At 44.0% G+C, this 14,034-nt stretch carries 14 protein-coding genes; 12 read left to right on the forward strand and 2 right to left on the reverse strand.

Annotation, left to right across the window (positions count from 1 at the left end):
• The first annotated feature begins 6 nt into the window (after positions 1-6).
• Both DWW52_RS08635 and DWW52_RS08640 read left to right on the forward strand, forming a co-directional pair.
• Positions 7-819: a DUF4465 domain-containing protein gene (locus DWW52_RS08635; RefSeq protein ID WP_118715091.1), complete on the forward strand. Its 813-nt coding sequence runs from the start codon at positions 7-9 to the stop codon at positions 817-819.
• An 8-nt stretch (positions 820-827) separates the two neighbouring features.
• The gene (locus DWW52_RS08640) at positions 828-1,940 is read left to right on the forward strand and encodes a thioredoxin fold domain-containing protein (protein WP_158582531.1); all 1,113 of its coding nucleotides are present in this window, start codon (positions 828-830) and stop codon (positions 1,938-1,940) included.
• Positions 1,941-1,990: 50 nt separating this feature from the next.
• Here the strand turns inward: DWW52_RS08640 and DWW52_RS08645 are convergent, their stop codons facing one another.
• Positions 1,991-2,605, reverse strand: coding sequence for a lipid-A-disaccharide synthase N-terminal domain-containing protein (locus DWW52_RS08645; protein ID WP_118715093.1), 615 nt, complete (start codon positions 2,603-2,605; stop codon positions 1,991-1,993).
• A 130-nt stretch (positions 2,606-2,735) separates the two neighbouring features.
• Positions 2,736-3,470 carry a glycosyltransferase gene (locus DWW52_RS08650; RefSeq protein ID WP_118715094.1) on the reverse strand — a complete coding sequence of 245 codons (735 nt, stop codon included), beginning with the start codon at positions 3,468-3,470 and terminating at the stop codon, positions 2,736-2,738.
• A gap of 156 nt (positions 3,471-3,626) precedes the next feature.
• On the opposite strand from DWW52_RS08650, the gene pyrH reads away from it, so the two are divergent.
• The 10 genes from pyrH (at position 3,627) to gltX (ending at position 13,997) form a co-directional block, all read left to right on the forward strand.
• The gene (gene pyrH / locus DWW52_RS08655) at positions 3,627-4,331 is read left to right on the forward strand and encodes a UMP kinase (RefSeq protein WP_118715095.1); all 705 of its coding nucleotides are present in this window, start codon (positions 3,627-3,629) and stop codon (positions 4,329-4,331) included.
• A 63-nt stretch (positions 4,332-4,394) separates the two neighbouring features.
• On the forward strand, positions 4,395-6,281 hold the full coding sequence (gene dxs, locus DWW52_RS08660) for a 1-deoxy-D-xylulose-5-phosphate synthase (protein ID WP_118715096.1): 1,887 nt from the start codon (positions 4,395-4,397) through the stop codon (positions 6,279-6,281).
• 18 nt (positions 6,282-6,299) lie between these two features.
• Positions 6,300-7,001, forward strand: a complete 702-nt coding sequence (locus DWW52_RS08665) for a Crp/Fnr family transcriptional regulator (protein WP_118715097.1) — start codon at positions 6,300-6,302, stop codon at positions 6,999-7,001.
• A 100-nt stretch (positions 7,002-7,101) separates the two neighbouring features.
• On the forward strand, positions 7,102-8,133 hold the full coding sequence (locus DWW52_RS08670) for a porin (protein WP_118715098.1): 1,032 nt from the start codon (positions 7,102-7,104) through the stop codon (positions 8,131-8,133).
• A gap of 9 nt (positions 8,134-8,142) precedes the next feature.
• Positions 8,143-9,285: a nucleoside recognition domain-containing protein gene (locus DWW52_RS08675; protein ID WP_118715099.1), complete on the forward strand. Its 1,143-nt coding sequence runs from the start codon at positions 8,143-8,145 to the stop codon at positions 9,283-9,285.
• Between the two features lie 110 nt (positions 9,286-9,395).
• Complete coding sequence (locus tag DWW52_RS08680; RefSeq protein WP_118715100.1) at positions 9,396-10,592, forward strand: pyridoxal phosphate-dependent aminotransferase; 1,197 nt, start codon at positions 9,396-9,398, stop codon at positions 10,590-10,592.
• 217 nt (positions 10,593-10,809) lie between these two features.
• Positions 10,810-11,964, forward strand: a complete 1,155-nt coding sequence (locus DWW52_RS08685) for a 1-acyl-sn-glycerol-3-phosphate acyltransferase (RefSeq protein ID WP_118715101.1) — start codon at positions 10,810-10,812, stop codon at positions 11,962-11,964.
• A complete protein-coding gene (locus DWW52_RS08690; RefSeq protein WP_118715102.1) occupies positions 11,955-12,134 on the forward strand; it encodes a hypothetical protein in 180 nt (59 codons plus the stop codon). The genes DWW52_RS08685 and DWW52_RS08690 overlap by 10 nt, the downstream gene beginning before the upstream one ends.
• On the forward strand, positions 12,134-12,454 hold the full coding sequence (locus DWW52_RS08695) for a hypothetical protein (protein ID WP_199691975.1): 321 nt from the start codon (positions 12,134-12,136) through the stop codon (positions 12,452-12,454). The genes DWW52_RS08690 and DWW52_RS08695 overlap by 1 nt, the downstream gene beginning before the upstream one ends.
• A gap of 19 nt (positions 12,455-12,473) precedes the next feature.
• Positions 12,474-13,997 (forward strand): glutamate--tRNA ligase, encoded by a 1,524-nt coding sequence (gltX, locus tag DWW52_RS08700; protein ID WP_118715103.1) that lies wholly within the window; start codon positions 12,474-12,476, stop codon positions 13,995-13,997.
• Positions 13,998-14,034 lie beyond the last annotated feature (37 nt).

Raw genomic sequence — 14,034 nt, forward strand, 5'->3', positions numbered from 1 at the left:
AGCGTTATGAAAAAGATTATCTATATTTTGTTTTTAGGTATGATCGTGATTTTCACCGCATGCGAAGATGATTACGACAAACTGATCAAGGAACCCGATGATATCACCTTGAATGAATTGCAACTGAAAAAGTTTACCCACGTGATTCCGGAAGGCGGTTTTAAATCCGGGGGAGTAACTTTCAACACGAAAAAGAATAGTGACGGAACTTTCAGTGGATTTGCATATTCCCGCCGAAGTAATCGTTCTCTCACGTGGAGCGGAACGGACGCTGCCCTGGATTCCAACCGTTTCAGTGTTTACACGCCCCGCCCCAACCAGACTGAAGTGTATGCCGTCGCTTGCGTAAAAGACGATGATGTCTACTTTACCCTGGATCGTGCAGCCGTAGTAGAGCATGTACTGGTAGCCAACACCACTTATGCTTACTTCGCCATGAATTACGGTAAAGACACCGGCCCCACCCCAATAGCCAATCCCAACATCCCTTCTGCACCCAAAGGGATTTGGCAAACTTACGCCCCGGGTGTAGAACGGGCTTTAAATCTCAACAATGATTATTTCAAATTGATTATCAATGGATTTTTGAATAATCAACCAACCGGAACTGTCGAATTCTACCTGTGCTGTCGCAAAGGAGCCGATCCGGCAAACCCGACGTTCAGTTTCCTGCGATCAGACTGGATAAAGGCAGATTTACAGAATCTAGGTACCGTGGATAAAGTGGTTTTCAAGGTGGAATGTTCCTATCAAGACGGGAGTGGCAAAAGTTTGATTCCGGCCTGGTTCTGTCTGGATGGAATTCGTATTCGTAAATGATACCTCGTATGACAAAAAGATGGTTATTACTCCTGTTGACAGCATGCCTGTTAACAGGAGCATACGGACAAAACCGGAGCGTGAACCTGCCCAAGAACATACCCTTACCCGATGTTCTCAAAAAGGCAAAAAAGCAAAAGAAATTCGTGTTGCTGGACTTTGGCTCTCCCAGATGTTCCCCTTGTTTGTTTATCAAGAATCACATATTCACGATCGACAGCATCGCCGACTTTATCAACGAACGTTTCGTGAGTGTCGATTATACCGAGGGACCGGAAAAAAAGCGCCTGAGTAAAATATACGGGGTATACACGGAACCCGTACTTCTGATCTGCAATGCTCAAGGGAAACTGATGCACCGCATGGAAGGCAAATGTACCCCCGGGGAAATGATGAGCCGCTTGCGTCAAGGGTTAGACGTGAAAAACAACCTGATTGCCCAAGATGCAAAGTATGCCAACGGAAACCGGGAAGCGGAATTCCTGATTAGTTACATCGAAACATTGCACATTGCCGGACTGAGAGCGCAAAGAGACTCGGTATTACGGAATATCTTTTCCCCTACTTTTGACATGGAGACATTAAAGACTCCCGAATATTGGAATGTCTTCTTGCGCTACAATGAATCTCCCGTTAGCCGGGAAGGTTGTTATGTCTTCAGCCACCGGGAAGAGTTCTACAAGCTATTCGGAGAAAAGGTGGTAAACGGGAAAATAGACAACATGTTCAACGGTAAGCTCCGGACTTATACTTACGGACAAACCCCTCCGATTGAGTCAAAAGAATACCGAGATATCCTGACTTGTCTTCAAAACACAGATTACCCGAAATCAACCGAATGGTTGATTTACCTGATGCCGGCGCAATATAAATTCAAAGATTGGATGAGTATGGTAAAAGCTATTGATCATGCCCTTGATTTCAATATTCCGAAAGGAAAAGCCAAGGAGACCTATATGATCATGATGTCCAGACAAATCTGTTGGTATTCGGACTGTCACGAGGCTCTGACCTACGCGCTGAAATGGATAGACCGGGTGCTGGAAACAACAGCTGATCCCTCTAAAATACAAAGTGAACGGGAACAAATCATCCAGAAAATGAATGAATTAAAACAGTAATACATGTGTGTCAAAAGTCACTTTGAAATAAATAGACTTTTGGCACACTTTTACTGACTTTCTGACTTCTTCGAAAGATAGATATTCCGGCTGTAAGCCAACAATCCCGTGGATTGCCCCAGAATCAAAACAGGGTCTTTCCGATAAATCGCATAGGACACGATAATCAAGGAACCGAACAAGCTGATAATCCAAAAACCGATAGGTAAAAGCGATTCGTCCTTACGCTTAGAATAAATCCATTGATAAATAAAACGCAGCGTGAATATAATCTGCCCCATTGACCCGTAAATTAGCAACCACAAGGGTATTTTCTCATTCCTGAAGAATTGATCGACAAAAGCACCCGCATCCTTCAACATATACAAGATTGCCGCAACCGGGGTGAGAAGCAGCAATGTCCGAATAACGACCGGTAATTTCTTCCACTGATGTTTCTTATCCAGATTCCATATATATATGTAATAAGAAATCATCTGCCCCAGGATAATCGCAAAATCGTCTCTCATCCATCCATATATAAATAACAGGAATGATCCCAGTATACTCAACTGCCAAAATATCGCCGGAGAAATTACTTTCTTCGCACGCTCGGACAATATCCATTGCAACAGGATCCGGGCAGAAAAGAATATTTGGGCTAGAAATCCGATAATGTAAATCATGAGTAAACTAAAAATTAAAAGATAAAACCAAAAGATAATCTATTTCGTGATTTTCGATTAGGTGATTTCCATCGCACAAATTGACGCATCTTAATCACGGAACCGATAATATTCATTTTAATTCTCCATTTCAATTGTTTAGGTTATTTTCGGCTACCTGATAGTTGATATATCTCTTTTTCATCCAGCGATAGGCGAAACAATCCTTAAAAGGCCCCACCAAACGGTTCGTTAGGTTATACTTGGACTTCCCCGCAATACGGGGGAAGTGACGCACAGGGACTTGTTTCACTCGCCCGTTCTGCAATTGTATCAAGGCTGGCAAGAAACGGTGCATTCCCGTGAAGAAAGGAATTCTTTTGGCGTAATCCGTCCGTAATATCTTGAGCGGACATCCCGTGTCTTCCACCCCATCGTGAGTCATCATCCGACGGAAACCATTGGCAATCCGGGATGACATATTCTTGACAAAACTATCTTTTCGCCCCGTACGGATTCCCATAACCATTTCGTATTGGTCGGCATCTTCCAACAGATGATTGAAATCTTGCGGGGTGGTCTGGAGATCTGCATCAATGTAACCCACCCATGGGGAATAACTACTATCAATCCCGGCTTTCATCGCCGCACTCAACCCGCCGTTACGAGCCAAGTTCAAGAAAAAGAACGCCTCGTTACGCCCGCAAACCTCACGAATAAGACGCTCGCTATTATCCTTAGAACCATCGTTTACAAATAACACGCAAGAAGATACCTTCGCCTCTTTTAAAAACTCACCTAATTCTTTCTCTAGTCTTAAGATATTCCCCTCTTCGTTATACACTGGAACAATGACAGTTAATTGATAGTTTGCGGTTTTATTCATTTGCCGAGAAAATTTATATTATCAATTTAAATTATAGTTATAACAAAAATCATTAGCTTTGTTGTTACGTTTTTGCGTGCAAAAGCGATAAAATCATTCTAGTTTTTTATACTGAGAATAACTATTTTTTGTTTTAAAAATTAAACGAACAAAGATATGCAATATAACCGAATTTTGTTAAAACTCAGCGGAGAATCTTTAATGGGCGAACAAAAATATGGTATTGACACCCGGTGTCTAGAAAGCTATGCCCGTCAAATTCATGAAATAGTAGACATGGGAATCCAGGTCGGAATCGTCATCGGTGGCGGTAATATTTTCAGAGGACTGAGCGGTACAAATAAAGGTTTTGACCGGGTAAAAGGCGATAGCATGGGGATGCTGGCAACCGTGATCAATAGTCTGGCACTTAGTTCTGCACTAGACAACGAGGGGTGCAAGAATAAGGTATTGACCGCTATCCGCATGGAGCCAATCGGGGAATTTTACTCGAAAGCCAAAGCCATGGAATACCTGCAATCCGGACATGTAACGATTATCAGCGGGGGAACGGGAAACCCTTATTTTACTACAGACACGGCCAGCAGCTTGCGAGCAATCGAGATTGAAGCCGACGCCATGTTCAAAGGTACCCGCGTGGACGGTATTTACACCGCCGACCCGGAGAAAGACCCGACCGCAACGAAATTCGACAAAATCACGTACGACGAGATATACAACCGGGGCCTCAAAGTCATGGACCTGACAGCCACGACTATGTGCAAGGAAAATCACTTACCGATCATCGTATTCAACATGGATCAACCGGGCAATCTTAAAAAAGTTATCTTGGGAGAAAACATCGGAACGATTGTTTATTAATTGAAAATGGAGAATTGAAAATTGAAAATAATGATTTCCTTCGTTTGTTTTCAATAATAAGTCATGGCGGAAAAAGAAAAGAACATACTAAACACTATAGACTCTCCCGATGATTTGAAAAAGATCCCGGAGGACGATCTAATTCAATTATGCAAAGAGTTACGCGAGAAGATCATTGACGAGTGCTCGGAACACCCGGGACATTTTGGTGCCGGATTGGGAGTTGTCGAACTGACGGTTGCACTACATTACGTTTTTGATGCTCCTTACGATAACATCGTGTGGGATGTCGGGCACCAAGCTTACCCCCACAAGATCCTGACCGGAAGAAGAGAAAATTTCTGCACGAACCGGCAATACAAGGGACTCAGCGGTTTTCCCAAAAGAACCGAAAGCAAATACGATGCTTTCGGCACGGGGCACTCTTCTACTTCCATTTCCGCCGCCTTGGGTATGGCTGTTGCCGCCAAGCTGAACGGGGAGGAAGACCGTCAATCGATAGCAATCATCGGAGACGGGGCCATGACCGGGGGACTGGCTTTCGAGGGCTTGAATAACGCAGGAATAAACAACGCCAACCTGTTGGTTATCTTGAATGACAACAACATGGCCATCGACCCCAACGTCGGCGGCATGAACGAATACTTGTTGGATATCACGACTTCCAAAACTTATAACAAGTTGAAAGAAGACATCTGGCACATCCTCGGCCGCATCAACAAAATCAGTCCGGGAGCCCGGAACTTTATCCAAAAGATAGACAACAGTGTCAAGTCGCTCATGTTGCGACAAAGTAATTTATTCGAGGCTTTGGGATTCCGGTATTTCGGCCCCGTGGACGGACACGACGTAAATCACCTTATCAAAGTCCTGCGGGATTTAAAAGATATAAAAGGCCCAAAACTTTTGCACTGCATCACGGTAAAAGGGAAAGGCTTCAAACAAGCCGAGATCGACCAGACAACATGGCACGCCCCGGGGAAATTTAACAAAGAGACCGGGGAAATTATTAAAGAAAGTAAGCCCAATACCCCTCCAAAATTCCAAGACGTGTTCGGACACACGATTCTGGAACTGGCACACACGAACCCGAAAATCGTGGGTATCACGCCAGCCATGCCGAGCGGGTGTTCCCTGAACATCATGATGAAAGAAATGCCGGAGCGGTGTTTTGACGTGGGAATTGCCGAACAACACGCTGTTACTTTTTCAGCCGGGTTGGCCGCACAAGGTCACGTCCCGTTCTGTAACATATATTCCTCTTTCATGCAACGCGCATTCGACCAAGTCATTCACGACGTAGCTCTTCAAAAACTTAACGTCGTATTCTGTCTCGACCGGGGTGGTCTGGTAGGAGCCGACGGGGCCACGCACCACGGGGCATTTGATCTGGCAAGTTTCCGGTGCATCCCGAACATGACGATCGCCTCCCCACTGAACGAGGAAGAATTACGGAACATGATGTACACGGCTCAATTGCCAGATCAAGGACCTTTCTCCATCCGTTACCCGCGAGGCAACGGGACCATGGTAGAATGGCACACTCCGTTTAAAGAATTAACTATCGGCAAAGGCCGCTGCCTGATCGAAGGCAATGATATTGCCATCGTTTCCATCGGGGCTATCGGCAACGAGGCCCTGAAAGCGATACAGAAAACAACCGACCGATCGGTAGCTTTCTACGATATGCGATTCCTAAAACCGCTGGACGAAGAATTACTTCACGGGGTCTTTCGCAAATTCAAAAAAATCATTACCTTAGAGGACGGAACTATTGTCGGTGGATTAGGTAGTGCGGTGCTCGAATTCATGGCAGACCACGGCTATTCGGCTAAAATCGTGCGGCTCGGCATTCCGGATCATTTTGTGGAACATGGAAGCCAACAACAGCTTTACCACGAGTGCGGGTATGATTGCGAATCCATCTGTCAGACAATCTGTTCGATATAAACAACAACAGATTTAATTATGAAAGAAGAGCCTTTATTACCAGACGTGAACGAATGTATTAGCAAATTCAAACTGACATTTAAAAACGTGATAGACCCGGAAATCGAGGCCTTACTCGTCGACTCCACCATTAAATTCCACAAAAAAGGAGATTATATCTACAACGAGGGAGCCCGCATCAAGGGCTGCTATTTCCTTTTTTCAGGTATTGTGAAGATCTTTCAAACCGGGGTTGCAGGAAAAGACCAGATCATCCGCTTCGGGAAAGAGGGAGACATTTTCGGGTTCCGTTCCGTCATCCGTAATGAAGCAGCCTGTACTTCCGTGGAAACCATGTCGGACTGTATCCTGTGTTTTATCCCCAATACCTCTTTGATGCACATGATTACCCATAGTCCCAGCTTCGCTTATGAAATGATGCAAATCGCCTGCAAAGAGCTAGGAGCAGCCAATCACTACATCCGGGATATCGCCCAAAAATCTGTGAAAGCTCGGCTAGCAGAAATCCTGTTACTGATAGCCTCTGATTTCGGGGTTGAAGAAGATGGCACGCTAAAACTCAACGTCACGCGGGAAGACTTGAGCAATTTCGTGGGAACCGCCACGGAGACCCTCATACGACTACTTTCCGATCTAAAAAACGAGGGACTTGTCGAAATAAAAGGGAGAAAAATAAAATTATTACAGCGAGATAAACTACAACAAATCATAAATAACTGAAAATCACAGTATTTATAAAACTTGTTTTTTTCTCCTTTTATTTGGTAAATTTACTCTTTTTTTGTTATTTGGCCGCCAAATTAAATCATTATTTAAAGGTATGAAAAAAATACTCCTCACTTTACTTTGGGGTACTTGTTTTTTTGTTGTACAAGCTCAAGAAGAGTTACTAAAGTTACAAGCTGAAACGCGTATAGACTATCAACGCGAGTATGTAGATGGAACATCTATCCATTCTAATTCCGGATTCAAAGGAAGATATTTAAATGTCATTGTCAGCGGAACTATCGCAAAGCAGTTTTCCTATTCTTACAGGCAACGTCTAAACAAAGCTCACTCGAACCAAAGTTTTTTTGATGCCACGGATTGGCTATATTTAACCTATCGCCCAGACGAACATTGGAGCGTATCAGTCGGTAAACAAGTGGTAGGTATTGGAGGCTATGAGTACGATCGTGCACCTATAGATCTCTATTTCTGTTCGGAATACTGGAATAATATTCCCTGTTATCAAATGGGTATTAGTGCAGATTACACCTTTAGCCAGGGAAAAGATAAAGTGATGTTTCAACTCTGTCAAAGTCCTTTCCATGCTTACGCAGATGATATGTACGCCTATAATTTCATGTGGTACGGCTCTCACGGTTGGTTCAATACCATCTATTCCGTGAATATGATCGAGTACCAACCCGACAAATATATCAGCTACATCGCCTTGGGACATCGTTTAGACTTCGGGGAAATCGCTTTGGAACTTGATTTAATGAACCGGGCTACCGATCATCAAACTTACTTTTTCAGGAATTGTTCAATAATGGGAGAACTTTCCTATCATCCATCGGAAAGCTTTAACTTCTTCGGGAAAGTGACCTATGATGTAAACACGACCCAAGTGAAGACAGACTATTGCGTACACCCCGGCACTGAACTTACTTACGTGGGCGGTGGAGTAGAATTTTACCCGATAAAAAACAACCGAAATTTACGTTTACATGCTTTCTATTCTTATTCTTTCGGTCACAACGGGAATGCGGAAGGCGCCATTCCTCCCGAACAAAGTATCCTAAATGTAGGAATAAAATGGAAAGTTGACTTTCTCTCATTCAAGAACAAAAAAATAAATTTTAATTAGTATATAGATATGATTGTAAATTTTCTTCGCCGGTGCTGGCAAGCCATTCCTAGCGGAATCGTTTGCCTGGCTATAATCTTTGCTCTATTCGGGTATATTGCTTCTGTCATGGGGACACCGAATATGCTGAATACCATAATGAAAACAGCCCATGATTTATTACTAAACACCGTATTCTACTTGATGGGCATCTGCGTTATAACCGGCGCTCTGGGACGACTGTTTGTCGAATTTGGCGTTGTTAACCTACTTGAAAAAATACTACGCCCATTGATGCGCCCGTTATTCAACCTGCCGGGAGTGGCCTCCCTTGGAGCCGTGATGACATTCCTTTCAGACAACCCAGCCATCATCTCCTTGTCGCAGGATAAACGCTTCAGTAGCTATTTCAAAAAGTATCAATTTATATCCTTGACCAACTTTGGAACCGCCTTCGGTATGGGCTTATTAGTCATTGTTTTCATGGTAGGACAAGGGTTTTACTATGAGCCATTTATCGGACTATTCGGTGCATTTGTAGGCTGTATCGTTTCCACTCGTTTGATGCAACGCGCAATTCTAAAATCATACCCTCAATACGCAGAAGAGAATGCCTGCAACGAAACCATCGTAGTAGAAGTAGAACATAAAGAAGAAAAGACTCTCTTTTTACGAATTCTCAATTCGTTGCTTGACGGGGGACGAACCGGAGTTGATATTGGTATTGCTATCATTCCGGGAGTGCTGATAATCTCCACGCTAGTAATGATCTTGACTTTTGGCCCAGGTGCAGACGGATACACGGGAGCCGCTTATCAAGGAGTTGAAGCCCTCCCTTGGCTAGCAAATAAAATAGATTTCATATTCCGCTGGTTGTTTGGATTCACAGATCCACACCTAGTAGCATTCCCCATCACAGCCTTAGGTGCGGTAGGAGCAGCCCTCGGTCTAGTCCCCAATTTTTTGACAGAAGGTTGGGTAGACGGGAATGCCATTGCCGTATTTACTGCCATCGGAATGTGTTGGAGTGGCTATCTTAGCACTCATACGGCCATGCTCGACTCGCTCGGCTATCGAGAGTTAACCTCTAAAGCAATCTTGTCGCACACTGTCGGAGGACTAGTCGCGGGCATCACGGCACATTGGCTATATATTTTAGTTTCTTTATTTTAACAAAAAAGCAATTAGACATTACCTCTCATTAAATAAATAATCGCAGATTGACTTAAAATCACTCAATATGCCTATATTTGTGCAAGTTAAATTTAAACTCAGATAAACTTATGCCACAGATTTCAGAAAAAGGAATGGCGATGCCTTCTTCGCCAATTCGCAAACTGGTTCCGTTCGCGGACAAAGCCAAAGAAAGAGGTGTAAAAGTATACCACTTGAACATCGGACAACCGGATATTCAGACCCCTGACGTCGCTTTACAGGCATTAAAAACCTGTAACGAAAAAGTGATCGAATATACACACTCTGCAGGAAATATTTCTTACAGAAAAAAACTAGCCAAATATTACCAGAATATTGGTATCAATATTGACGAAAGCAACATCATGATCACCACCGGAGGTTCCGAGGCCATCACGATCGCTTTCATGTCAACATTAAACCCGGGAGACGAGATCATTATCCCCGAACCATTCTACGCCAACTACACGGCTTTCGCCTTGATGTGCGGCGTCAGCGTGAAACCGATTACCTCTTCTATCGAGAATAACTTCGCCCTTCCCGCTATCAGCGAAATCGAAAAAGTGATCACTCCTCGCACGAAAGGTATCGTGATCGTGAACCCGAACAACCCGACAGGATACTTGTATTCCAAGGAAGAGTTGGAACAACTGGCCGTTATCGTGAAAAAACATGACCTGTATCTTTATGCAGACGAAGTATATCGCGAATTCTGTTATGACGGATACAAGCACTTCTCCACCATGCAATTGCAAGGCATCGAGCAAAACGTCATTCTTCTGGACTCCGTTTCCAAGAGGTACAGTGAATGCGGATTGCGTGTAGGAGCTTTGGTCACCCGTAACAAAGATGTCATGGCTGCCGCCTTGAAATTCGGAATGGCCCGTTTATGTGCCCCTGCAATTGGACAAATTATCGCTGAAGCTTCACTGGATACCCCAGTCGAATACTTCGAAAGCGTGTACAACGAATACATCGAAAGACGCGATTTCATGGTTGACGCATTAAACAAAATGCCGGGAGTTGTTTGCCCGAAACCGAGAGGAGCTTTCTACGCAGTAGTTAAACTACCCGTGGACGATGCAGACAAATTCGCTAAATGGTTATTGGAGGAATTCGAATACAACAAGCAAACCGTCATGGTGGCTCCTGCCAGCGGATTCTATTCAACCCCGGGACTGGGTAAAAACGAAGTTCGTATCGCTTACGTACTAAAGATTGAGGAACTAAAAGGTGCGATGGAAACATTAGCAAAAGCCTTAGAAGCATATCCCGGAAGAGTATAAAGAGCTAAAGGTTAAAAACTAAAATTAAACCCATAAACCCAAAAATTCTGTGATTTAGTCCTTTTCGATGACGGCTAAATCACAGATTTTTTTATGATTCAAAATGTATCATTCATATAAACTAAGGCTTTCCCCCCTCATTTTCAACTGTCAATTTTCAATTGTCAATTTTCTTACCTATCTTTGCTTCGTGATTTCTAATAACTAAAATTACGACATGACATCGGATTCCCAATTTAATGCGATCAGACCCTACATGGGGGAAGAAATTCCGGCAGCAGTAGAGCGCCTGAGTCAAGCCGAAGAATTCTTGACACTCTTCTCTCAATTGACAAGGGTTGACAAAAATCAAATACAAGAACAACTAAAAGGTATCACCACCAGAGAACAATTTCAGGATCGATTCTTTGGTCCGACAATTAAAAGATTGATCGCTGGCACCACAAAAGGAGTTACCGCAACCGGACTGGAATACATCGAAAAAGATAAAAGTTATCTTTTCGTGTCAAACCACCGAGATATCATATTGGATTCCGCAATCCTTAACGTGCTGCTATGCGAACGGGGATGTCACTACTGCGAGGCAGCCATCGGCAGTAACTTGTTGATCAATAAATGGGTAACCGACCTCGTTAAACTGGACGCCTGTTTCATTATCGAACGTGGCCTGCCCGTACGCGATATGATCACGAGCGCAAACTTACGCTCGCATTATTTAAGAGATGTCATCTACGAGAATAACGATTCTGTCTGGATCGCCCAGAAAGAGGGACGAACCAAAAACGGAGATGACCGAACTCAACATAGCTTGCTGAAAATGTTCCGCATGAGTGGCCCAAAAGATTTCGTGGAGAATTTCAGAGAACTCCGGATCGTTCCGGTATCTATTTCCTACGAATGGGAACCCTGCGATGCCTTGAAAACAGACGAATTATACCAAAAGACCGTGGGAGAATACGTGAAAACCCCGGCTGCCGATATGCGGAGCATGCAAGAGGGATTATCCGGTTTCAAAGGACGGGTACATTTTGCTATCACCCCGCCAATCGACCACGAGTTAGTCGAGATTGACGAACAGGGGAACAACGGCGACCGGATCGCAGAACTCACCACGTTCATGGATGCCCGGATACAAGGCAACTTTAAGTTGTGGCCGAACAATTATATCGCTTACGACTTACTTCACAGTACGAATAAATTCGCTTCCAAATACAACGACGAAGAGAAAGAGAATTTTATTCGTGTCATGGCAGAAAAACTAGAAAAACTGGAAGGCAATCGTTCCGTGCTGAACAACATTTTCCTCGAGATCTACGCCAACCCGGTAAAGAATGCTATTGAACACCATTATTCATCACAAATATGCGAATAGCCAGATACTTGTTAATCCTAGCCGCTTTTTTGATCATGATATCCAGCGTACTCAGCCTTTATCATGGAGGGAGCCGTACTGCCGTATACGTCAACGTGGCTGCCATGGCTGCCTTAGCCGTTGCGACCGGGATTATTAATTTCAAGAACACGCCCAAAAATAACATGTAATGTACAAGTTCAAACGCAACATCTATCTGGAAGACCGTACCGTTGAAATGTGGTTTGGACTCACCAGTAAAAGTCGGGATAGACACAGCAATTTCACGTTATACCTTTTAACAGAAGGCCCCGACAGTCCGTTTAGTTACGCGGAACAAATAAAAAGCGGCATAAACTCTAAAAGCGAGGCAGAACGCTATGCGATCAAATATGCCAAAGACTTGTTGCAACAACTTCTGGAACAGGACAAAGCATCGAAAAACACCAACACTTCTTTCGACGAAGAGTGCGATTTCGATGGTGAAAAAGAAGCGAATGAACAAGCTTAATTTATAAAATCAATAAACAATGGATAGAAAAGTCAGAGTAAGATTTGCTCCCAGTCCAACGGGGGCCCTTCACTTGGGAGGTGTCAGAACAGCTCTTTTCAACTACTTATTCGCCCGTCATCACGGGGGTGATTTTTTACTACGGATTGAAGATACGGATCAAACCCGCTACGTGCCGGGAGCCGAAGAATATATAATCGAATCGTTAAAATGGTGCGGTCTCACCGTGGATGAAGGCGTGGGCGTGGGAGGAGAATATGGCCCCTATCGTCAAAGCGAACGCAAACCGCTTTACAAACAATACGCCCTACAACTAGTGGAATCGGGCAACGCTTATTACTCTTTCGATACCGCCGAGGAACTCAACGCTCAACGGGCTGCCTGCGAGGCAAAAGGAGAGACTTTCATGTATAATGCCGCCAGTCGGAAAAACATGAAAAACTCGCTTACCATGAGTGCTGAAGAAGTAAAATCTTTACTGGATAGCGGGGCAAACTATGTGATCCGTTTCAAAATGCCGGAGAACGAGGTGTTATACCTCCACGATATCATCCGGGAAGAAGTACATTTCAACACGTCTCTACTTGACGACAAAGTGTTGTTCAAAGCCGACGGGATGCCAACCTACCACTTGGCAAATATCGTTGACGACCACTTAATGAAAATAACTCACGTGATCCGCGGAGAAGAATGGTTACCTTCCCTCCCGCTACACGTGTTACTATATCGTGCTTTCGGCTGGGAAGACACCATGCCGCAGTTCGCCCATTTGCCTCTGATTCTGAAACCCGTGGGGAATGGTAAACTGAGCAAACGCGACGGGAACAAAATGGGATTCCCCGTATTCCCCATGGAATTTACCGATCCAAAAACCGGAGAGAAATGGCACGGGTACAAAGAAGACGGTTATCTGCCAGAAGCCTTTATCAACATGCTAGCTCTCTTGGGCTGGAATCCCGGAACGGAACAAGAAATCTTCTCGTTACAAGAACTATGCGACCAATTCTCGTTGGACCGCGTGAACAAATCCGGAGCCCGTTTCAACCCTGATAAAGCAAAATGGTTCAACCACAAATATTTAGTACAAAGAAGTGATGCCGAACTCGCCGTTCAGCTAAACGAATTCCTTGTAAAAGACGGGATCTCCTACGAAATGGAGAAATTGGAAAAAATCTGCCGTCTCTTGAAAGAAAGAGCCAATTTCGTGGCAGACATATATAACTCATCCCAGTACTTCTATAAAGCACCGCAAACTTATGATGAAAAAGGCGTGAAGAAAAGCTGGAAAGAAGAAACCCCCGCGTTAATGCAGGAATTGATCGAGGTATTAGAGAAAGTGAATGATTTCACCTCCCCCAACACCGAAGAAGCCGTGAAAGAATGGGTTTTCGGCAAAGAGATCGGGTTCGGTAAAATCATGAACCCCTTCCGCCTAGCAATCATCGGTTCTGCCGACGGACCCCACATGTTTGATATTATCGAAATTCTCGGTAAAGAAGAAGCTTTAACACGTCTTCACCGTATTATCTCAACATTGCGATAACTCATAAAACAATAACACGAAAAGTCAGAAAAGATCC

Source organism: Odoribacter sp. AF15-53 (assembly GCF_003479425.1).
GTDB lineage: Bacteria > Bacteroidota > Bacteroidia > Bacteroidales > Marinifilaceae > Butyricimonas.

Excerpts from the sequence above, each read along its gene's own strand:
- DWW52_RS08635 (WP_118715091.1), top strand. The coding sequence starts at position 7 with ATGAAAAAGATTATCTATATTTTGTTTTTAGGTATGATCGTGATTTTC.
- DWW52_RS08640 (WP_158582531.1), top strand. The coding sequence starts at position 828 with ATGACAAAAAGATGGTTATTACTCCTGTTGACAGCATGCCTGTTAACA.
- DWW52_RS08645 (WP_118715093.1), bottom strand. The coding sequence starts at position 2,605 with ATGATTTACATTATCGGATTTCTAGCCCAAATATTCTTTTCTGCCCGG.
- DWW52_RS08650 (WP_118715094.1), bottom strand. The coding sequence starts at position 3,470 with ATGAATAAAACCGCAAACTATCAATTAACTGTCATTGTTCCAGTGTAT.
- pyrH (WP_118715095.1), top strand. The coding sequence starts at position 3,627 with ATGCAATATAACCGAATTTTGTTAAAACTCAGCGGAGAATCTTTAATG.
- dxs (WP_118715096.1), top strand. The coding sequence starts at position 4,395 with ATGGCGGAAAAAGAAAAGAACATACTAAACACTATAGACTCTCCCGAT.
- DWW52_RS08665 (WP_118715097.1), top strand. The coding sequence starts at position 6,300 with ATGAAAGAAGAGCCTTTATTACCAGACGTGAACGAATGTATTAGCAAA.
- DWW52_RS08670 (WP_118715098.1), top strand. The coding sequence starts at position 7,102 with ATGAAAAAAATACTCCTCACTTTACTTTGGGGTACTTGTTTTTTTGTT.
- DWW52_RS08675 (WP_118715099.1), top strand. The coding sequence starts at position 8,143 with ATGATTGTAAATTTTCTTCGCCGGTGCTGGCAAGCCATTCCTAGCGGA.
- DWW52_RS08680 (WP_118715100.1), top strand. The coding sequence starts at position 9,396 with ATGCCACAGATTTCAGAAAAAGGAATGGCGATGCCTTCTTCGCCAATT.
- DWW52_RS08685 (WP_118715101.1), top strand. The coding sequence starts at position 10,810 with ATGACATCGGATTCCCAATTTAATGCGATCAGACCCTACATGGGGGAA.
- DWW52_RS08690 (WP_118715102.1), top strand. The coding sequence starts at position 11,955 with ATGCGAATAGCCAGATACTTGTTAATCCTAGCCGCTTTTTTGATCATG.
- DWW52_RS08695 (WP_199691975.1), top strand. The coding sequence starts at position 12,134 with ATGTACAAGTTCAAACGCAACATCTATCTGGAAGACCGTACCGTTGAA.
- gltX (WP_118715103.1), top strand. The coding sequence starts at position 12,474 with ATGGATAGAAAAGTCAGAGTAAGATTTGCTCCCAGTCCAACGGGGGCC.